The sequence below is a fragment of the Paraburkholderia sp. BL9I2N2 genome, from assembly GCF_004339745.1.
Lineage (GTDB): Bacteria > Pseudomonadota > Gammaproteobacteria > Burkholderiales > Burkholderiaceae > Paraburkholderia.
In genome coordinates this window covers 680,161-698,484 of sequence record NZ_SMGP01000001.1, presented here as the reverse complement: position 1 = coordinate 698,484, position 18,324 = coordinate 680,161, and the positions used below count along the sequence as shown (strand labels likewise).

Genomic DNA, 18,324 nt, shown 5'->3' with positions numbered 1-18,324 from the left:
ATCGGGTTTAGCAGCCCGAATGCATGTGGCGGATTACCGCCGCTGGCGGTATTTTTTCGTCTGTATCGCGCCTTCAATGGGCGGCGATGGTGGGGAGACTTCGGTCTGCCGGGTTCCATATGCCCCGGTCTGCTAACCCGATCATTTGCCGCCCACCCCGTTTAGCAGCGGGCGAAGGACAAACGCCTATGGAGATCCAGATGAACACTTCCCTTTTGGCCGGCCGCTCGTTGCCCGGCATCAATGATCAATTCGTGCCGGTAACGCCCGCACTGCTCCAACAACTCCATGACGATGAGCTGCGTGTCGGCGATATCTTGACGTGCGCGGAGGATGGGCGCGTGACGGGGTTCTGGCGAGAAATGTAAGGCTACGGCCGTAACCCCGGCGTAACCCCGCAGAACTGCAAACCCTTGGAGATGGTACGGCAGGAGGGACTCGAACCCCCCACCCTCGGCTTAGAAGGCCGATGCTCTATCCAGCTGAGCTACTGCCGTATTGAAGTGAGGCGATGCAACCACGCACGACGTGCATCACCCGCAATGAGAACCCGCTTTCGGGCATTGGAACCTGTGCACCTGCAAGCCACAGGGTTCGTCGAATACCGAAATTCTAACTGACCGTGCGGTAGACGGGAAATCCACCCCGGCGCCTCGCGGACATTCCGCGCGCCACAGCGGCTGTTGCCAGTCACAAAACAAACGGGCCCGGCAGGTTGAGCCGGGCCCGGATTATAACCGATCGTTCACTGCCCGCCAGCACGCGCTAGCGGACATGGCGAACTCAATCACACCGGCTGCGGATGCAGCATGAACCAGCCGAGGAACACGATGCCGGCGATCACGCAATACACGCCGAACGAAGCCAGACGTCCGCGGCCTTCGAAATAGCGCATCAGGAAACGCACGCTGAGATAGGCGGCGATCGCGGTCAGCACGCCGCCGAGCAACGCGTCGGCGAGTTGGCCCGGCGCATGGAACAGCTTCGGCAACTCGAGCACGCCGGCCGCGAAGATGATCGGCGTGCCGAGCAGGAACGAGAACTCCGCCGACTTCTCCGCCGTCAGGCCGGCCGCATTGCCGGCGATCATCGTCAGACCGCTGCGCGAGAAACCCGGAATCAACGCACCGATCTGCGCGAGACCGACAAAAAACGCCTGGCCGAAAGTCAGCTTCTCCGGCGCCTGATGCGCACGCGTACGCTGCAGGCGATCGCCGAACCACAGCAGCACGCCGTTGACGATCAGCGCGATCGCCACGATCCGCAGGTCGTGAAAAAGCCGTTCGAGCCGCTTTTCAAGCAGCAGTCCGACCAAGCCCGCCGGAATCGTGCCGATGATGAGCGCCCACATCATGTGCGCGTCGTCGTTGCGGCGGCCGCCGAACGACGCGAAGAAGCCGCGCACCAGCGCGCACCAGCGCTTACGGAAGTACCACAGCAGCGCGAGCGCCGTGCCGAGATGCAACGCGACAAGGAACGGCAGCAATTGCGGCGCGTGTTTGTCGATATGCATGCCGAACAGTGCGGGCACGAGCAACGTATGGCCGAGGCTGCTCACCGGAAACAGTTCGGTGACGCCTTGCAGCACGCTCAGGAAAATGAGAAACGACAGGTTCACGCGGGGCGTCCTTGTAAGGAAAATGTCGGGGAAAGGCGCACCGGATAAGGAATCCACGGCCGCCTCAAAGCGCACCGATTATGCCTGGCTGCAATGTCAGCGCCAAGCGTTTGGACCGCATTCAGGGAAATTTTGTGCGTTGCGTCACAACTCGAAACCGTTGTTACGGCGCAGAAAAAGAAACGGGCCGCCATGAATGGCAGCCCTGTGGATCAGCAGAATGACGTGAAGCGAACTACGTGGTGCCCGGCAGAAGAATCATCCACGGGACCGGATGCCCTTTGACGAGCTGAGCAAGACGATGCGAATGCCCGGATCAGCGTTCGAGCTTGTAAAAGAAGTAGACCGTGCTTGCCGCGAACATGCCGAACAAAGTCACAGCCATTGCCATTGCGAGATCCATACAGCCTCCTGAGGCAGTCTCGCCCGGTCGTCGAAGTTACCGAGCAGTCAGACGAATTATCAGCAAGGATGGCCTTGCGGCGACACCCGCAATTTCCCGAGAAGGGTTTCCCCGTAGCGGAAAGCAGCGCAAAATCATTCTCTCGCGCGGCGCCGCGCGGCAAATTCCGACGCTCGCATGCGAGGATTGCGCCGCTTCCGGGCCGCCTCGCTTCTGCCTTCAACCTCTTACTCATCAGTCCATCGACCATGCCCCTCTCCCCGCAACCGGACATTCTCGAGATCGCCCAGGATGCCTCCGTGCTCCGTTTCGCGCCGCAAGCCGGCGGCCGTCTGATGTCGTGGACGATCGACGGCGAAGAAGTCATCCATTGGCCGGAGCATGCCGACTGGAGCCAGCCCGCGCGGATTCGCGGCGGCAATCCGTTGCTGTTCCCGTTTCTCGGCCGGCATCGTGTCGACGGCAAGATCGGCTACTGGCGTGACGCCCAGGGCAAGGTGCGCGAGCTGCCGATGCACGGCTTCGCCCGCGACCTGCCGTTCGAAGCCCACGCGGACGTGCATGGCGCCGGCCTGCGCATGGTCCTGACCGACAGCGAGGCGACCCGTGGCGGCTATCCGTTCGGCTTCCGTTTCGAGGCCGCCTACGACCTCGCGGATGCGCACACGCTCGACGTCACATTCACCACCACCAATACCGGCAACGCGCGGCTGCCCTACTACGCCGGCCATCACTTCTATTTCACGCTGCCGCACACGCAGCGTGGCGAGACCTCGCTGGAGTTGCCACGCACGCAGCGGTGCTATCAGCAGGAAGACGGTTCGATCAGCGCCGCCGAGCCAGGCGAAGCGCGCTACACACTCGACGAGGCGCGCATCCATGACCGCTTCCATTGCCTCGTCGGCACGCCGGATCAACCGGTGCGGCTCGTCGCGCCGGGTCTCGACCGGCTCGTCACGATCGACCTGCAACGGTCGGGCTCGGTGCCCTGGTACGCCGTCACCACGTGGACCGAAGCCGCGGAGTCGGACTTCTACTGTGTCGAACCGTGGCTCGGGCTGCCGGACGCGATTCACAACGGCAGGGGTCTGCGCTGGCTCGAACCGGGGCAGACCGAAGTCGCCGCGCTGCGAATCAGCGTCGCCAAACTGGGTTGATTGCGGGATTGCGGACCGAGTCGCGCGGTCGGCTTTGAGGCGGGATTTGGAGCGAGGTTTCGCCAAAAATTTCGCTGCATTTCGTCGCATTCCGCACCGCACGAGCCTGCCGCGTTGCCCGCTTTTCGCGTGTTGCAGCGCAAAACCGTTAGAATCGAGCGCTTTGTATCCACCTGCCGCGTGATCGGGATCGGCGCGCGGCAGCGCTTTGCGAGGTCCAATGCGTAACACAACAAGAATGATGAAACGGCTCGCCTGCGCGTCGTTGGTGGCACTGCTCGCCGCGTGCGGGTCGGCGCCGGTGGGGCCGGGGTTTTATCGGGTGGAACGGGGCGATACGCTGTCGAAGATCGCACGCAGTAGCCGGCAATCGGTGCAAAGCATCGTGCGCTGGAACAATCTGACCAATGCGGACAGCATCGAGGTCGGCCAGGTGCTGCGCGTCGCGCCGCCGGGCGGCACGGCATCCACCAGTGGCGCGGTACGCAGCAGCGGAAGCGGCAGCGCTTCGGCCACCCCGCGTCCGGCGCCCGCCGATAGCGCGCCGTCCGCCGCGCCGGCTTCGACGATCTCGCTGGTATGGCCGGCCGACGGCACGGTCATCCGGCGTTTTGACGGCGGCAATTCGAAGGGCATCGATATTTCGTCGGCGGCGGGCACGCCCGTCATCGCTGCGGCGCCCGGCACGGTGGTGTACGCCGGCAACGGCTTGCGCGGCTACGGCAATCTGCTGATTCTCAAACACAACGCCGAGTATCTGACCGCCTATGCCCACAATCGCGTGCTGCTGGTGAAGGAAGGCCAGTCGGTCACGCGCGGCGAGAAAATCGCCGAGATGGGCGACACGGATACCGACCGTGTGATGCTGCATTTCGAACTGCGCTATCAGGGCCGTTCAATCGATCCGTCGCGGGCGCTGCCGCCCCGTTAGAGGCTGGCCTGGGGCACGGCACTGTGCCGTCAGCGGGCGCTCTCGGCTCGCCCTGCGCGGTCCGTGTGCTTTCCCGCCGCTCGCGCCGCCTGTTGCCGGGCACGCGCCCTGCAACCGCGGCCGAGGGAACCCGGCGTGTTATAAAACGCTCAATCAGGACACGACGTGGCTTCGCGTCACGTCTTCCTCCGTCAATCTGTAAGGAATTTGTATGAAGAGCGCATTTGCGTCCGTCGCAACGGCCGCGGCGATCGGTCTCGGCCTGCTGGCACTCGGCAGCCTCGGCGGCTGCTCCAGCACCACCACCATGACCTACCTGCCGAACGGCGACACCGGCTTTGCAATCAACTGCAGTGGCAGCGACGCAAGCTCGAGCTGGGCCGAGTGCTACAAACGCGCGGGCGAAGTCTGCGGCAACTACGGCTACGACGTGGTGTCGAAAGACGTCGACAATGGCGCGACCTCGGGTGGAACGGTCGGTGGTATTTTCGGCGCGAACGTGAAGAACCGGTCGATGGTGGTTCGCTGCAAGCAGTAGCGACGACGCCCGCGCACCGCCGCACGAACTAGCGGCGGCGCCAGCGTCCCGAGCGCGGATCGATGCGCGCGGAGAAGGCGATCAGCACGCCAAGCGCAACCGGGCAGATGCCGAGAAAAATGATTAACGCGCTCATGCTCTGGAAAGGGGAAGTAAGTTTTCATGATCCACTACACATGTGAATCCGCAGTGACTCGGACGTGACTCGACGATGAGCGCGGCGAAAAAAAAGCCCGGCACGAGGCCGGGCTAACGGGGGTTCGGCGCATATCGGCAAAGGACCGGTTCACCATGCGCCAGAACGAAATCTAACAATCCCCTTTTACAAGCGCAATATATTAATTTCGCAGTCAATGTGATGCGGCGTACTGATTCCGCGTTACGTGAAGCGGAAAAGTCGGAAATAAACAGGCTAAATTCGCCCACCGTTTCACATTAAGCGCTTCAAATGGCCCCGGCTCGAAACTCAGGTATTGCCCGCCGGACCGCGCAAAGCAAGGGTCCGCCTGAAAGCGCCCGGAAAAGGCCTGAGGAAAGGGCGCTGGCCGATTTCGGCTAACCCATCCAGCATGATTCGGACGCTTTGCGTCCTGCGTAGCTTTAGTGCGCCACCGCACCCTTTCGCATTATTAACCGATATTGACGGTTCAATTAAAGCAGTGATTTCTTCACAAGAAATTCGCGAATAGCGAAAATAATAAAGAGATTCAAATCCGCCGACAAATTCCTGCACTGAAAATCGAGCGGCTTTTGATTCGACCAATCGAATGATAAACATCGGCATCCAATCGTTCAAGCTGGCCGAATGGCTAAAAATCGGCCAGCCTGAAGCCGCGCTCACATGACCCGCAAACCGAGTTCGGTGACGAGCACGGCCGCCTGGGCATGCGAGATCGTCGCGCCCTTGAAGAGCGTCGCGTCCACCAGTCGCACGCCGCTCAGGTCGGCTTCGCGCAGATCGGCGCCGTCGAAGCGCGCGCCCTTCAGATGGGCGTCCTTCAGGCTGCCGCCGTCGAAAATTGCTTCACGGAAGTCGACACCGGCGAGATCGGCATCGGAGAAGTCCAGTTGTTGCAGCGTGGCCTTGCGAAACGACAGGCCGCGCAAGTGCGCGCCGACCAGCAGCGTTTCGACGAAGCTCAAACCCAGCGCCGTGCACGCTTCGAAATTGGCACCGGTCAGCTTGCAGCTATGAAACGACGCCGAAGCCAGCTTGGCGCGCCGCCAGTTGGTGTTGTTCAGGTCGCTCGACTGAAACTCCGCGTCGACCAGGTCGGCCGATGCGAAATCCGCCTCGCGGCCACGGCAACGGACCCAGCGGGTATGCGAGAGCGCCGCACCAAAAAACGAGGTCTCGACGATCGTGCAGCGATGAAACTCGGCGCCGCGCAGATCGAGTCGCGACAGGTCGGCGCCTTCGAAATCGCAGTCGGTGAAATGCAGCGGCGCTTTATTGCCGGCGAGGCTCGCCGCGATGAGTCGCTCCACCTCGGCGCGCGTGAGCGCGGCATCGGTCACGACGTGAGCTTGCGCGCCCGAAGCCGGCGCCGTTGAATCCAGTGACATGAAGGTTCAGAATGAATTTCGAAGGACCCATAGCCTACCGGAACGCGCGCCGCGCCGGCGGCCCGCCCCAATGGTTTATAGTAACGGCCCCGTCAGAACCCGCTTACGATGACTTCCAACGACGCCACCCATAGCCCGCTGTACGCCAAGCTGCTCGCCGAAACCGCCAAGATTGGCTGGCCCGAACTCGAACGCTTCTTCGCACGCGGGATGCTGCTGCGCGTCGCGCGTGACCTCGATCTGGTGAGCGTCGCCGAAGCCATCGCCAGCGACGACACCACGCAAGTCACGCAATGGCTGTCCTCGGGGCTTGTCGAGCGCGTGCAGGCGGAAACCGCCGCCGACTTCGCCGAGCGCGACCCGGATCTCTGGGCCGTCGTCGTCTCGCCCTGGGTGTGCGTGCAGGAACGCAATTGAGCGAAGCCGCGCGCGACGCGGACCCGTCGGCCGCGGCACCCGCCGTCCCTGTGCACTGGCACCGCCGGGTGCTCGCGCTGGCGTTTCCCATCGTTCTCGCCAATCTGACGCAGCCGATTCTCGGCGCGGTCGACACCGCCGTTGCCGGCCATCTGGATGGCGCGTCGTATCTCGGCGGCGTGGCGCTCGGCGGCCTGTTCTTCAACTTCGTGTTCTGGGGCTTCGGCTTCCTGCGCATGGGCACGACGGGTCTCGTCGCGCAATCGCACGGCGCGGACGACCACGCCGAGTTGCGCAACAACGTCGTACGCGCGCTGTTGCTGGCGGCCGCGATCGGCGCCGTAGTGCTGGCACTGCAAATGCCGCTCATCGATTACGCATTGCGCGTGATCGGCGGCAGCGACGCGGTGCAACGCAACGCGCGGCTTTACTGTCATGCGCGCATCTGGGCCGCCCCGCTCGCCCTCGGCAACTATGTCGTGCTCGGCTGGCTGCTCGGCACGCAACAGGTGCGGCTCGCGCTGCTCTCGCAGGTGTTCATCAACAGCGTGAACATCGCGGCCGTGCTGCTGTATGTGTACGGATTCAATTGGGGCGTGGCCGGCATCGGCGCGGCTACGGCCACCGCCGATGCGCTCGGCTTCGTGCTCGGCGCCGCCCTGCTATGGCAGGGCAGGCCACGTGGCCTGCCCACGCTGAACCGCGCCGCTTTGTTCAACGCGGCGGCGCTCAAGCGGCTCGTCGTACTCAATCGCGACATCTTCGTGCGCACCTTGTGCCTGCTCTCGTCGTTCGGCTGGTTCGCGCATCTGGGCGCGAAGCAAGGCGACGCCACGCTCGCCGCCAACGCGCTGCTGCTCAATTTTCAGACCTTCATGGCCTACGGACTCGACGGCTTCGCGCACGCCGCCGAAGCGCTGGTCGGCGCGGCGATCGGCGCGCGCGACCGGCACGCGTTCACGCAGGCGATCAAGGTGACGGCATTGTGGTCCACGCTCGGTGCGCTGGGGTTCTCGCTGGTGTATTGGGGCGCGGGCTCGTGGATCGTCGAACGTCTGACGGATCAGGCCGCGGTGCGCGCCACCGCTGAAATGTATCTGCCGTGGGCCGCGCTCTCGCCGGTAGTTTCCGTGTGGGGCTTTCTACTCGACGGCGTCTTCATTGGCGCGACCCGCACGCGCGAACTCATGATGTCGATGGTGGTGTCGTTCGCGCTGTTCGTAGCGGCGTCGTGGGCTTTGTTAGCGCTGTACGGCAATCACGGCTTGTGGGCCGCGATGCTGCTCTTCATGGCGCTGCGTGGTCTCACGCTTGCGCGCTATTTGCCGGGCGTCGTGCGCGGCATGGCGGGCGCGGCTGCTTAAGCGCCGTTTCGCCATGCGCGTGTGCTACTTATCTCGCCCAGCGCACTATTGCACCAAACCTCCAAGCGCGCCGACGTATCGGTGCATCGCGCTTCCCAGGCAAACGGGCACGAACCACCGCGCATCCATTTCGCATCGCGGCACCCGGTTACGGCTTGAAACAAGCGCACACATATCGAACGCGACGCTCGCCCTAGAATGACCTCAGCCCGCGCTCTCCGCGCGAAAAGTCTGCGCGGGTCAGAAGCGCCGGCGTGCCCGCGCCGGCGCTTCGCTTCCGCTGTTCACACCGTTGCGGAATCCGCTATCAGCCGACGCTCAAGGCGTGACCGGCGCAGGCACCATGGCGGGCGGACGGCTGTCGGTGGGCACGCCGTGATAGTCGGCGGGATCTTGCGGCGGCGGGCCGCCGCGATGGCCGGACGGACCATTCGCGCAACCGGCAACGCCGGCAACCAGCAGCAACGCAAGCATCGAAACGCGGATCATAAACAGGAGTCTCTCGAAGCAGAATGAAAGAGCGGCTGCCCGGCGGTGACCGGGCAAGCGCGAGCGCCGAGAGTCTACCTGCAAAGCGCATTCCACGACGCCGCGGCGAGCAGCGGGCCCCCTCCCATTTCATTACGCGTGAGCTACTATGAAGTCACAGCCGCATCTCACAGGAGACTGCCATGGACGCTGAAACGATCGCGGGTCTGATCGGACTGGGAATAGGTCTGCTCGTGCTGCTCGTGTTGTCGATTTACGAATCGAGAACCTATCGGCGCGAACACAACGGCGAAGGCATGGTCCATCACTGGCTGACTCATCAGCACATGCCGCATTGGATGCGTCGCCGGCACTGAACGGAAAACCGGCTGCTGGCTGCGCTTGCGGCGGTTCCGGCTGATTCAACGGTTGATACGCTGCACCGCACGTGCGAGCCGGCGCTCGCACGTCGGGCGCTGGCGCGGCGATGGCGGTCGCGCACCCGCCATCAGCGCGCGAGTTTTTCCTGCCTGCCATTTCCCCTGACGCATCACCGCGCCACGGCTAAAGCACGCAGCCGCCCGCCCTCTCCCCTCTGAGCTTGCTTTCCGTTCAGGCACATGCCTTGCTGCATGTAAGCCTGCAAGGAGCGCGCAGATTGCGCGTCGAGCGTCCCGGCGCGAATGCGCCGAACCAACAGACCAAATGGCTCAGGCCAGACAGGGAGAACTCGAATGACCATCGGAACCATACTGCTTATCGTGCTCATTCTTCTGCTGATCGGTGCATTGCCGAGCTGGCCGTACAGCAGTGGCTGGGGCTATCGGCCGACCGGCGTGCTCGGGGTCGTGCTGATCATCGTGATCGTGTTGCTGCTGATGGGACGCATATAACGCGGCCGAATCGCGCATTCGAGCCTCCGTTTCGCACCGGCGCAATTCGTGATTGACTCTGGCACCCAATGCCACGTAGAATCTCGGATTCGTCGGAGCGTAGCGCAGCCTGGTAGCGCATCTGATTTGGGATCAGAGGGTCGAAGGTTCGAATCCTTTCGCTCCGACCACGAAAAGCAACATGAAACCCGCGTAGCCTCCGGCTTCGCGGGTTTTTGCTTTTTGGGCTTTCAGGCTCGTGGTTGCGATATACCGGAACGCTTATACGGTCAGCCTGAGCCATCGCCTTGCGGCCCGGCGAGCCCGCGTGAGACAGTGACTGAAACCTGGCGCACGCCTGATCAGGCTCAAGCGCCGCAACCAGAGTCAAGGAGACACCCATGGATCTGATTCTCTGGCGTCACGCCGAAGCCGAAGACATCGCCAGCACCGACCTCGCGCGCGCGCTCACCACCCGTGGCCGCAAGCAGGCGCAAAACGTCGCCAAATGGCTGCGCACGCGGCTGCCCGACGACGCCGTGGTGCTCGCAAGCCCAGCCGTACGCACCATCCAGACCGCCGAGACGCTGAGCGATCAATATCGCGTCGTGCGCGAACTCGCGCCCAACGCGAGCGCGGACGACGTGCTCAACGCCGCCGGTTGGCCCAAGGGCATCGCGCAGACGGTGGTGATCGTCGGCCATCAACCGACGCTCGGTCACGTCGCCGCGCGTCTGCTCGGCAACAGCGCCGCGAGCTGGCCGCTGAAGAAAGCCGGCGTGTGGTGGATTGCGAGCCGTGAGCGCGACGGCGACGACCAGGCCGTGCTGCGAGCCGCCATGAGTCCTGATCTGGTCTGAATCGGATTCGCGTCTCAACCAAACCGGCGGTCCATAAAATCCCACGCGGCGCACGAGCACCGCCGCTCTGCCCGCATCGATCACACACTTCACCCACATCGCCGGGATGGCATCGTCCCGGCGCTCGAATCGCTCCCACCCATTCCTCGATTCCCCACGTTTCGCACGGAAACAACACTCGCCGCTCCCCCTCGCGACATTACAAGCCGCGGGCAAGCAGCTTACGGGCAGTCATCCAATCGTCATGGGTTTGCCATGCGAGCGTCACCAGGCGTTACTACATTGGCGAAAAAAGAAATCTCCCTTTTTTCGACCAGGACCCCCCAATGCGAGAACTGCCGACGCCTACCCTGCCCCTCGCTTCGATCTTCGAGTCGCGCCGTCTGCCGCGCGCCGAGGAAACGGTCACCGCCCAGCATCGCCTGCAAGTCACGTGGGCTCGCACCGACGAAGAGCTGCGCGAAGCCCAGCGTCTGCGCTACCGCGTATTCGCCGACGAAATGGGTGCACGCCTGACGGGCCCCGCGGGTCTCGACGTCGATTCGTTCGACTCCTACTGCGATCACCTGCTGGTGCGCGATCTCGACACGTTGAAAGTGGTCGGCACGTATCGCGCGTTGCCACCGCATCAGGCCGCGCGTATCGGCCGCCTGTATGCGGAAAGCGAATTCGACGTGTCGCGTCTGACGCACCTGCGCGCCAAGATGGTCGAAGTGGGCCGTTCGTGCGTGCATCCCGACTATCGCAGCGGCTCGGTGATCATGTCGCTGTGGGCGGGTCTCGCCGCCTACATGAAGCACAACGGCTACGAGACGATGCTCGGCTGCGCGAGCGTGGCGATGGTCGACGGCGGCCACTACGCGGCGAATCTGTATTGCTCGCTGCGCGACAACGCGCTGACCGCGCCGGAATATCGCGCGTTTCCGCACACGCCGCTGCCGGTCGATGAACTGCAGACGGGCGCCGAGGTAGCGCCGCCGCCGCTGGTGAAGGGTTATCTGCGTCTTGGCGCAAAGATTTGCGGCGCGCCGGCATGGGATCCCGATTTCAATACCGCGGATTTCCTGACGCTGTTCCGTTTGTCCGATATCAACGCGCGTTACGCTCGCCACTTCCTCGGCGATGCGCTGCCGCGCTGAGCGGACTCGTTCGCGCGACGCGCTTTGATGCGCGTCGGCGAAACAAAACACGCTGCGACAAAAAAAGCCCGGCAATTGCCGGGCTTTCTCATTCATGCGCAGTGCGCGGGCAAGACCTCAATCGTCCGTATAGACCACGCGATACGGAATGCCGACCTTCTCCCACTCCGCGGCCTCCTGAATCAGGCTGTAGTCGGTCAACGGATTGTTCGCAACCCACTCGTTCGGCAAGCGCACCTCATAACCGCCGTTGACCTGCGCCACCGAGATGCCCGGCAAGCCGACATCCGCACGCCGCCGGCACAACAGCGCCGCGAGCCGCAAACAGAACAGCAGCGGCCACTCCACTTCGCGTGTTTGCGACAGCTTGCCGAGCTTGCCCGCGTGACCGAGCACGAGCGCGGCGAGCCGCGCCTGATCGGTGCGCGAAAAGCCCGGCATGTCCGCGTTGCTCGCGATATAGGCCGAATGCTTGTGATACGCGCTGTGCGAGATGGACAGCCCAATTTCGTGCAGCGCAGCGGCCCAACCGAGGAACATGCGGTTTTCCGCGCGGCGTTCTTCGTCGGGTTCCGCGAACTGGTCGTAGAAGCGCACCGCGAGTTCGCCGATGCGCCCAGCCTGCGCGCGATCCACGCCATAGCGGCGCATGAAGCCTTCCACCGTCACCGTGCGCATGTCCTCGTGCTGCGAACGGCCCAGCAGGTCGTACAGCACGCCGAGGCGCAGCGCGCCGTCCGTGGTATCGACATAGTCGACGCCGAGTTCGTCGAACACCGCGATCATGATCGACAGGCCACCGGCCAGCACCGGAACGCGATCGCCCTTCAACGCGACGAGCTTCAGCCGATTGACGTTCTCCGCCTTGATCAGCGCGCGCTTGAGCCGTTCGAGCCCACCGCGCGAGATGCCATGCGTGACGCCCGGATCGTTGAAGCCGTTCGCCTCGACCAGTTCGGCCAATGCGCGCGCGGTGCCCGACGAGCCGATCGCCTGCTCCCAGCCGGTTTTCTTGTACTCGGCGGAAATGATCTGGATTTCGCGGCCCGCGGCGAGTTCGGCCTGGCGCATCGTGTATTCGTCGACGTTGCCGGCCGGGAAAAACGCACGGCTATGGCTCACGCAACCGATATACAGGCTCTCCATCTTGATGGGCGTGTAATGCGAGCCGATGATGAATTCCGTCGAGCCGCCGCCGATGTCGACCACAAGACGTTTGCCCGGGCTCGCGGGCACGGAGTGTGCTGCCCCCGCGTAGATCAGGCGCGCTTCTTCGCGCCCGGCAATCACTTCGATCGGGAAACCGAGCGCGGCTTGCGCCTCGCCGAGAAATTCGCCGGCATTCTTGGCGATGCGCAACGTGTTGGTGGCGACCGCGCGAACGTGATCGGGATGGAAGTCGCGAAGACGCTCGCCGAAACGCTTGAGTGCGTCCCAGCCGCGCACCTGCGAAGCACGGTCGAGCATCTTGTCGCGCGACAGACCGGCGGCAAGGCGCACCGGCTCGCGCAAGGCATCGACCTGATAAATCTGGCTGCCCGCGTCGGTTTCCTCGACCCGGCCCACGATCAGCCGGAAGCTGTTCGAGCCGAGATCGACGGCAGCGAGGAGTTGCGGAGTATTGACCATCGGGTAAGCGTGCTCCATGCGCGCGAGCGCGGCAGCGTTGGATGCAGAGCGCGCCGCATATCCATTGGGTGCCTTGGGCGCCTTATGGCCGGCCGCGCTGTTCAAAGACGCCATTCTAAGCGTACCGGGCCTCACGATGTCACCTCGCAGCAATGGGGGTGCCCCATGGTCCCATACACACTGCGTCATATTGACGACACGCGGCGAATACGGCGTAGAATTTAAAACATCGAGAATGTCATAACAACGTCATCATACTGTGAGAATTTCCGAGCGTCTTTCCGCCTCCCTTCCTGACATTCCATTCTCGCTGCCGATGTCCATCCGCTACCCCTTATTGAATCGCGAGCTGGGCATTCTGGGTTTCAACGAGCGTGTGTTGGCACAAGCTGCCGACCCAGCCGTCCCTTTGCTCGAACGCCTGCGTTTCATCTGCATCACCAGTAGCAATCTCGACGAATTCTTCGAAGTCCGCATGGCCGGGCTACAGGAACAGATGCGCGACAACCCCGGCGCACTGTCGCCGGACGGCATGTCGCTGCAGCACGTGTACGACCTCGTGGTCGAACGCGCACAGAAGCTCGTACATCGTCAATACACCATGCTGCACGACACGGTGCTCACCGCGCTCGAAACAGAAGGCATCTATTTTCACGGCACGGAAGCGTGGAACGAAGCGCAGACCGAATGGGCGCGCAACTACTTCTTCGACGAACTTTTGCCCGTGCTCACGCCGATCGGACTCGATCCGGCGCACCCGTTTCCACGCGTGCTCAACAAGAGCCTGAACTTCGTTGTCGAACTGGAAGGCAAGGACGCGTTCGGCCGTCAGGCGATGATGGGCATCGTGCAGGCGCCCCGCGCGCTGCCGCGGCTCGTGCGCATGCCGCAAGACCTGTCGGGCTATCCGCATGGCTTCGTGCTGCTGAGTTCGCTATTGCAACGCTTTGTCGGCGAACTGTTTCCCAACCTCGTGGTGCGCAGTTGCAATCAGTTTCGCATCACGCGCAACAGCGAACTGTTCGTCGACGAAGATGAAATCACCAACCTGCGTGTCGCGTTGCAGGGCGAATTGCCGGCGCGGCATCTGGGCAACGCCGTGCGGCTCGAAGTGTCGGCGGAAACGCCCACGCATGTCGTGCGGCGCCTGCTCGACGAAAGCGGCCTGTCCAACAAGGATTGCTATTACGCCGACGGCCCCGTCAATCTCGTGCGGCTGATGCAATTGCCGGAGATGGTGGACCGCCCCGATCTGAAGTTCGTGCCGCACATTCCCGCGATTCCGCCGCAGATCGCCAACAGCGCCAACATGTTCGACGTGATCGATCAGGGCGACGTGCTGCTGCACCATCCGTATGAGAGCTTTCAGCCGGTGCTCGAACTGTTGCTGCAGGCGGCCAAAGATCCGAACGTGGTCGCGATCAAGCAGACCATCTATCGCACCGGCACCGATTCGCCGCTGATGGACGCGCTGATGCAAGCCGCGCGCAACGGCAAGGAAGTCACGGTGGTGGTCGAATTGCTCGCGCGCTTCGACGAAGAAACCAACATCAATTGGGCCTCGCAGCTCGAAGCGGTCGGCGCGCACGTGGTGTACGGCGTGGTGGGCCACAAGTGCCACGCGAAGATGATGCTGATCGTGCGGCGCGTGTCGGTGGGCGGTAAGGCCACGCTCAAGCGCTATGTGCACCTCGGCACCGGCAACTACCATCCGCGCACGGCACGCCTTTACACCGACTTCGGCCTGATGACCGCCGATCAGAAAATCTGCGAAGACGTGCATCACGTGTTCCAGCAGCTGACCGGCATTGGCGGCGAACTGAAGCTGCACGAGTTGTGGCAATCGCCGTTCACGCTCCATCCGAAACTGGTCGAAGCGATTCGCGCCGAAGCCGAGCATGCGCGCGCCGGCAAGAAAGCACGCATCGTCGCGAAGATGAACGCGCTGCTCGAACCCACGGTGATCGCCGAGTTGTATGAAGCCGCGAAGGCCGGCGTGAAGATCGATCTGATCGTGCGTGGCGTGTGTTCGTTGCAGCCGGGTGTGGCGGGGCTTTCGGAGAACATCACCGTGCGCTCGATCGTCGGGCGCTTTCTCGAACACCATCGCATTTTCTACTTCTACGACGGCGGCAAGGAGCAGGTCTACCTGTCGAGCGCCGACTGGATGGACCGCAATTTCTTCCGGCGCGTGGAAGTGGCGTTCCCGGTCAACAATCGCCGTTTGAAGCGGCGCGTGATCGCCGAAGGTCTGTCGGCATTTCTCGGCGACAATCAGTCCGCCTGGCTCATGCAAAGCGACGGGCATTATCGGCGCCGCCGGCCGGGCAAGTCCTCGCGCAACGCGCAGATGAGCCTGCTGGGGAAATTCTGTTCGTAACGTTAGTGATTGCACTCGCTTTGGCGAGCTAGCGACAGACACGCGTAAAAAAGCCCGCAACATGCGGGCTTTTTTCAGGTCGATGCATGTACGTTCAAGCCGGCGCAGGTTGCCGGCGCGCCGTGCGGTACACCGGGAAGCGCACGGTGAACGTGCTGCCACGTCCCTCTTCGCTCTTCACATCGAGTTGCGCATCGTGACGTTGCAGCACGTGCTTGACGATCGCGAGGCCGAGGCCCGTACCGCCGGTGTCGCGTGAACGGCTGCGATCGACGCGATAGAAACGCTCGGTCAACCGCGGAATGTCCGCAGAGGGAATGCCGAGTCCGCTGTCCGTCACGGAAAACACCGCATTGCCGCCTTGCGCGTGCCAAGCCACCTTGATCGCACCGCCGTCCGGCGTGTAACGAATCGCGTTCGTGACGAGATTGCCGAACGCACTGAGAATTTCCGTTTCGACGCCGGTGACGGTGAGCCCTTCGTCGGCATCGAACACGATCTTGTGATGATCGCTCGACAGGTTTTCCGCGTCGTCGCGCAGATGCCGCAACACCGCGCGCATATCGATCATCTGATCGCTCGGCGGCTTGTTGTCGCCTTCGAGTTTGGCGAGCACCAGCAGATCGCTGACGATATGGCGCATGCGCGAAGCCTGCTGCTCCATCAGTTCGAGATAGCGCGAACGCTCGCCTTCGCTCAACGGCAACTCGCGCATGGTTTCCAGAAAACCCGAGAGCACCGTGAGCGGCGTCTTCAGTTCATGCGAAACATTGGCCACGAAATCGCGCCGCATGGCGTCGGTCCGCTCGAGTTCGGTAATGTCTTGCGAGAGCACCAGCTTGCGATTCTCGCCGTACGGAAACACCTGCACCGACAGCACGTTCTGGCGCTTGTCGCCCATGCCGCGCATGATCAGCATTTCTTCGTAGCGGGACGAATTCAGATAGCGAACGAAGTCCGGCTGACGCACCAGATGCGTGATGTGCTGGCGCAGATCGCGCTTCGCATCCAGCCCGAAATGGAGTTCGGAGATCGCGTTGCACCACTCGATCTGATCGTGATCGTCGAGCATCGCCACGCCGTTCGGCGAGGCCTGGATCGCCTGGATGAAGCGCGAATGCTGCTGCTCGACCTGGCGCACCTGGGCGTGCCAGCGCTTCGCGAGCTTGTGCAGACGGTAGTAGATTTCGCCCCAGATGCCGGGGGCGCTCGGCACTTCGCCGTAAACCGGCGCGTCGAGCAAACGCCACAGACGCTGTTTATGAAAGGTGCTGAAAAGGCTCTGCGCGAGCAGCATGACAATCGCGAGGACGAGCGCTGCCTTGACGTTCACGAGTGCGCCGACCACCACGCACAGAACAGCCAGCAGCACGACCGACACGATGGAGCGCGCCCAGATGATGTTCATGGTCTAGCGATCGAAGAGAAAGGCCTATGCGCCGTGATGGGAACCGCGGCGCCTATCGTTGCGAAGATGACGTATCCGAAGCGGGCTCGAACAGCGCCACCGCTGAGCGAGCGTCAGGCGCTCTTCGCAAGCCGGTAGCCGCTGCCGCGCACTGTCTCAATCATAGCATCGCATCCAGCAGGCTTGAGAGCCGCGCGCAGACGCTTGATATGCACGTCCACCGTGCGCTCTTCGACGAACACGTGGTCGCCCCAAACCTGATCGAGCAGTTGCGTGCGGCTGTGCACGCGCTCCGGGTGCGTCATGAAAAAGTGCAGCAGACGGAATTCCGTCGGGCCGAGATCGAGCTTGATCTCGCTGCCTTCGGCATGCGCAGCCACGCGGTGGGTTGCCGGATCGAGCTTGAGGCCGTTGATCGCGACCACGTCTTCGGTCAACTGCGGCGCACGGCGGCGCAACACCGCCTTGATGCGCGCCATCAGTTCCTTCGGCGAGAACGGCTTGGTGACGTAGTCGTCGGCGCCGATTTCGAGGCCGAGCACTTTGTCCTGCTCATCGCCACGCGCGGTCAGCATGATGATCGGAATATGCTTCGTGCGCTCGTTGTTGCGCAGATCGCGAGCGAACGCGATGCCCGATTTTCCCGGCAACATCCAGTCGAGCAGGACGAGGTCGGGCAGTACGTCGCTGATCAGGTTCTGCGCCTGTTCCGCGTTGTACGCGCGAATCGGGCAGTGACCGGCGTGTTGAAGATTGACCGAAATCAGTTCGGAAATGGCGGGCTCATCTTCAATGACGAGAATGCTGCTGGGCATCGGCACCTCTGGTCCTTATATCTGGATTAACTGAGTGCTTCGCGTTCGAGCGCGTCGCGCGACTTGTGCCGCACGTCCGTGCCCTTGACGATGTAGATGATGAATTCGGCGATGTTCTTCGCGTGGTCGCCGATCCGCTCGATCGCCTTGGCGATAAAGAGGAAGTCGAGGCCCACCGAGATCGAACGCGGATCTTCCGTCATGTACGAAATCAGCTTGCGCACGAAAGCGCGGAATTCTTCGTCGATCGCTTTATCGTCGCGCACGATCTGCGCGGCGGCGACCGTGTCGAGGCGCGCGAACGCGTCGAGCGCGCGGCGCAGAATCGACACCGCCATTTCACCCGACAACTTGATCTCGGCGATATTGATGGTGCGCGAGGCGCCGTCTTCCATCAAACGCTTGGTGCGCTTGGCGATTTTTTCGGCTTCGTCGCCGGCGCGCTCGAGATTCGTGATGGTCTTCGAAATCGCGATCAGCAGGCGCAGGTCACGCGCGGCCGGCTGACGGCGCGCGATGATGTTGCTGCACTCTTCGTCGATTTCCACTTCCATCTTGTTCAGGCGCTCTTCCGCGGCGATCACCTGTTCGGCGATGTCGAGATCGAATTCGTTGAGCGCCTGCATGGCCTTGACGATCTGCGATTCGACCAGACCGCCCATTTCGAGCACCTTGGAGGAAACCAGATTCAGGTCGGCGTCGAACTGGCTGGACAGGTGTTTGTCGGACATGTCGTACTCCCTTGTTTTGCTCGGCGTT

At 62.8% G+C, this 18,324-nt stretch carries 19 protein-coding genes and 2 tRNA genes; 12 read left to right on the top strand and 9 right to left on the bottom strand.

What is annotated here, in order from left to right:
* Window positions 1-200 precede the first annotated feature (200 nt).
* Complete coding sequence (locus tag B0G74_RS45645; protein WP_165923805.1) at window positions 201-368, top strand: hypothetical protein; 168 nt, start codon at window positions 201-203, stop codon at window positions 366-368.
* Window positions 369-420: 52 nt separating this feature from the next.
* On the opposite strand, the gene B0G74_RS03285 is transcribed toward B0G74_RS45645, so the two are convergent.
* Both B0G74_RS03285 and B0G74_RS03280 read right to left on the bottom strand, forming a co-directional pair.
* Window positions 421-497, bottom strand: a tRNA-Arg gene (locus tag B0G74_RS03285).
* A gap of 290 nt (window positions 498-787) precedes the next feature.
* On the bottom strand, window positions 788-1,618 hold the full coding sequence (locus B0G74_RS03280; RefSeq protein ID WP_132373630.1) for an undecaprenyl-diphosphate phosphatase: 831 nt from the start codon (window positions 1,616-1,618) through the stop codon (window positions 788-790).
* Between the two features lie 651 nt (window positions 1,619-2,269).
* Between B0G74_RS03280 and B0G74_RS03275 the strand changes: the two genes are divergently transcribed.
* The 3 genes from B0G74_RS03275 (at window position 2,270) to B0G74_RS03265 (ending at window position 4,647) form a co-directional block, all read left to right on the top strand.
* On the top strand, window positions 2,270-3,178 hold the full coding sequence (locus tag B0G74_RS03275) for an aldose epimerase (protein WP_132373629.1): 909 nt from the start codon (window positions 2,270-2,272) through the stop codon (window positions 3,176-3,178).
* Window positions 3,179-3,398: 220 nt separating this feature from the next.
* Window positions 3,399-4,109, top strand: coding sequence for a peptidoglycan DD-metalloendopeptidase family protein (locus tag B0G74_RS03270; protein ID WP_132373628.1), 711 nt, complete (start codon window positions 3,399-3,401; stop codon window positions 4,107-4,109).
* A gap of 211 nt (window positions 4,110-4,320) precedes the next feature.
* A complete protein-coding gene (locus B0G74_RS03265) occupies window positions 4,321-4,647 on the top strand; it encodes a hypothetical protein (protein ID WP_132373627.1) in 327 nt (108 codons plus the stop codon).
* Window positions 4,648-5,113: 466 nt separating this feature from the next.
* Here B0G74_RS03265 and B0G74_RS03260 read toward each other — a convergent pair whose 3' ends face one another.
* Window positions 5,114-5,488 carry a hypothetical protein gene (locus B0G74_RS03260; RefSeq protein ID WP_132373626.1) on the bottom strand — a complete coding sequence of 125 codons (375 nt, stop codon included), beginning with the start codon at window positions 5,486-5,488 and terminating at the stop codon, window positions 5,114-5,116.
* Window positions 5,485-6,213, bottom strand: a complete 729-nt coding sequence (locus B0G74_RS03255; protein ID WP_132373625.1) for a pentapeptide repeat-containing protein — start codon at window positions 6,211-6,213, stop codon at window positions 5,485-5,487. The genes B0G74_RS03260 and B0G74_RS03255 overlap by 4 nt, the downstream gene beginning before the upstream one ends.
* 108 nt (window positions 6,214-6,321) lie before the next feature.
* On the opposite strand from B0G74_RS03255, the gene B0G74_RS03250 reads away from it, so the two are divergent.
* Window positions 6,322-6,630, top strand: a complete 309-nt coding sequence (locus B0G74_RS03250; RefSeq protein WP_132373624.1) for a DUF2288 domain-containing protein — start codon at window positions 6,322-6,324, stop codon at window positions 6,628-6,630.
* Window positions 6,627-7,994, top strand: coding sequence for an MATE family efflux transporter (locus B0G74_RS03245; RefSeq protein ID WP_132373623.1), 1,368 nt, complete (start codon window positions 6,627-6,629; stop codon window positions 7,992-7,994). Before B0G74_RS03250 ends, B0G74_RS03245 begins: the two co-directional genes overlap by 4 nt.
* 318 nt (window positions 7,995-8,312) lie before the next feature.
* On the opposite strand, the gene B0G74_RS45640 is transcribed toward B0G74_RS03245, so the two are convergent.
* Window positions 8,313-8,483, bottom strand: a complete 171-nt coding sequence (locus tag B0G74_RS45640) for a hypothetical protein (RefSeq protein WP_165923804.1) — start codon at window positions 8,481-8,483, stop codon at window positions 8,313-8,315.
* 182 nt (window positions 8,484-8,665) lie between these two features.
* Here B0G74_RS45640 and B0G74_RS45635 point away from each other — a divergent pair, with 182 nt between their 5' ends.
* The 5 genes from B0G74_RS45635 (at window position 8,666) to B0G74_RS03225 (ending at window position 11,333) form a co-directional block, all read left to right on the top strand.
* The gene (locus B0G74_RS45635) at window positions 8,666-8,839 is read left to right on the top strand and encodes a hypothetical protein (protein ID WP_165923803.1); all 174 of its coding nucleotides are present in this window, start codon (window positions 8,666-8,668) and stop codon (window positions 8,837-8,839) included.
* Between the two features lie 357 nt (window positions 8,840-9,196).
* Complete coding sequence (locus B0G74_RS03240) at window positions 9,197-9,355, top strand: DUF3309 family protein (RefSeq protein ID WP_007181032.1); 159 nt, start codon at window positions 9,197-9,199, stop codon at window positions 9,353-9,355.
* A 93-nt stretch (window positions 9,356-9,448) separates the two neighbouring features.
* A tRNA-Pro gene (locus tag B0G74_RS03235) sits at window positions 9,449-9,525 on the top strand.
* A gap of 210 nt (window positions 9,526-9,735) precedes the next feature.
* A complete protein-coding gene (gene sixA / locus B0G74_RS03230) occupies window positions 9,736-10,194 on the top strand; it encodes a phosphohistidine phosphatase SixA (protein WP_132373622.1) in 459 nt (152 codons plus the stop codon).
* Window positions 10,195-10,520: 326 nt separating this feature from the next.
* Window positions 10,521-11,333 carry a GNAT family N-acyltransferase gene (locus tag B0G74_RS03225; RefSeq protein WP_132373621.1) on the top strand — a complete coding sequence of 271 codons (813 nt, stop codon included), beginning with the start codon at window positions 10,521-10,523 and terminating at the stop codon, window positions 11,331-11,333.
* A 117-nt stretch (window positions 11,334-11,450) separates the two neighbouring features.
* Here B0G74_RS03225 and ppx read toward each other — a convergent pair whose 3' ends face one another.
* On the bottom strand, window positions 11,451-13,076 hold the full coding sequence (ppx, locus tag B0G74_RS03220; RefSeq protein ID WP_132373620.1) for an exopolyphosphatase: 1,626 nt from the start codon (window positions 13,074-13,076) through the stop codon (window positions 11,451-11,453).
* A 202-nt stretch (window positions 13,077-13,278) separates the two neighbouring features.
* On the opposite strand from ppx, the gene ppk1 reads away from it, so the two are divergent.
* Entirely contained in the window at window positions 13,279-15,342 is a 2,064-nt protein-coding gene (ppk1, locus tag B0G74_RS03215) for a polyphosphate kinase 1 (RefSeq protein ID WP_132373619.1), read from the top strand.
* 94 nt (window positions 15,343-15,436) lie between these two features.
* Here the strand turns inward: ppk1 and phoR are convergent, their stop codons facing one another.
* From phoR to phoU, 3 genes are all read right to left on the bottom strand, one after another.
* A complete protein-coding gene (gene phoR / locus B0G74_RS03210) occupies window positions 15,437-16,750 on the bottom strand; it encodes a phosphate regulon sensor histidine kinase PhoR (protein WP_132373618.1) in 1,314 nt (437 codons plus the stop codon).
* Between the two features lie 113 nt (window positions 16,751-16,863).
* Window positions 16,864-17,565, bottom strand: a complete 702-nt coding sequence (gene phoB, locus B0G74_RS03205; protein WP_006051991.1) for a phosphate regulon transcriptional regulator PhoB — start codon at window positions 17,563-17,565, stop codon at window positions 16,864-16,866.
* A 26-nt stretch (window positions 17,566-17,591) separates the two neighbouring features.
* Window positions 17,592-18,296, bottom strand: a complete 705-nt coding sequence (phoU, locus tag B0G74_RS03200) for a phosphate signaling complex protein PhoU (protein WP_091792610.1) — start codon at window positions 18,294-18,296, stop codon at window positions 17,592-17,594.
* Window positions 18,297-18,324: the final 28 nt, after the last annotated feature.

Coding starts and splice junctions, on each gene's coding strand:
- B0G74_RS45645 (WP_165923805.1), top strand. CDS start 201: ATGAACACTTCCCTTTTGGCCGGCCGCTCGTTGCCCGGCATCAATGAT.
- B0G74_RS03275 (WP_132373629.1), top strand. CDS start 2,270: ATGCCCCTCTCCCCGCAACCGGACATTCTCGAGATCGCCCAGGATGCC.
- B0G74_RS03270 (WP_132373628.1), top strand. CDS start 3,399: ATGCGTAACACAACAAGAATGATGAAACGGCTCGCCTGCGCGTCGTTG.
- B0G74_RS03265 (WP_132373627.1), top strand. CDS start 4,321: ATGAAGAGCGCATTTGCGTCCGTCGCAACGGCCGCGGCGATCGGTCTC.
- B0G74_RS03255 (WP_132373625.1), bottom strand. CDS start 6,213: ATGTCACTGGATTCAACGGCGCCGGCTTCGGGCGCGCAAGCTCACGTC.
- B0G74_RS03250 (WP_132373624.1), top strand. CDS start 6,322: ATGACTTCCAACGACGCCACCCATAGCCCGCTGTACGCCAAGCTGCTC.
- B0G74_RS45640 (WP_165923804.1), bottom strand. CDS start 8,483: ATGATCCGCGTTTCGATGCTTGCGTTGCTGCTGGTTGCCGGCGTTGCC.
- B0G74_RS45635 (WP_165923803.1), top strand. CDS start 8,666: ATGGACGCTGAAACGATCGCGGGTCTGATCGGACTGGGAATAGGTCTG.
- B0G74_RS03240 (WP_007181032.1), top strand. CDS start 9,197: ATGACCATCGGAACCATACTGCTTATCGTGCTCATTCTTCTGCTGATC.
- sixA (WP_132373622.1), top strand. CDS start 9,736: ATGGATCTGATTCTCTGGCGTCACGCCGAAGCCGAAGACATCGCCAGC.
- B0G74_RS03225 (WP_132373621.1), top strand. CDS start 10,521: ATGCGAGAACTGCCGACGCCTACCCTGCCCCTCGCTTCGATCTTCGAG.
- ppx (WP_132373620.1), bottom strand. CDS start 13,076: ATGGCGTCTTTGAACAGCGCGGCCGGCCATAAGGCGCCCAAGGCACCC.
- ppk1 (WP_132373619.1), top strand. CDS start 13,279: ATGTCCATCCGCTACCCCTTATTGAATCGCGAGCTGGGCATTCTGGGT.
- phoR (WP_132373618.1), bottom strand. CDS start 16,750: ATGAACATCATCTGGGCGCGCTCCATCGTGTCGGTCGTGCTGCTGGCT.
- phoB (WP_006051991.1), bottom strand. CDS start 17,565: ATGCCCAGCAGCATTCTCGTCATTGAAGATGAGCCCGCCATTTCCGAA.
- phoU (WP_091792610.1), bottom strand. CDS start 18,296: ATGTCCGACAAACACCTGTCCAGCCAGTTCGACGCCGACCTGAATCTG.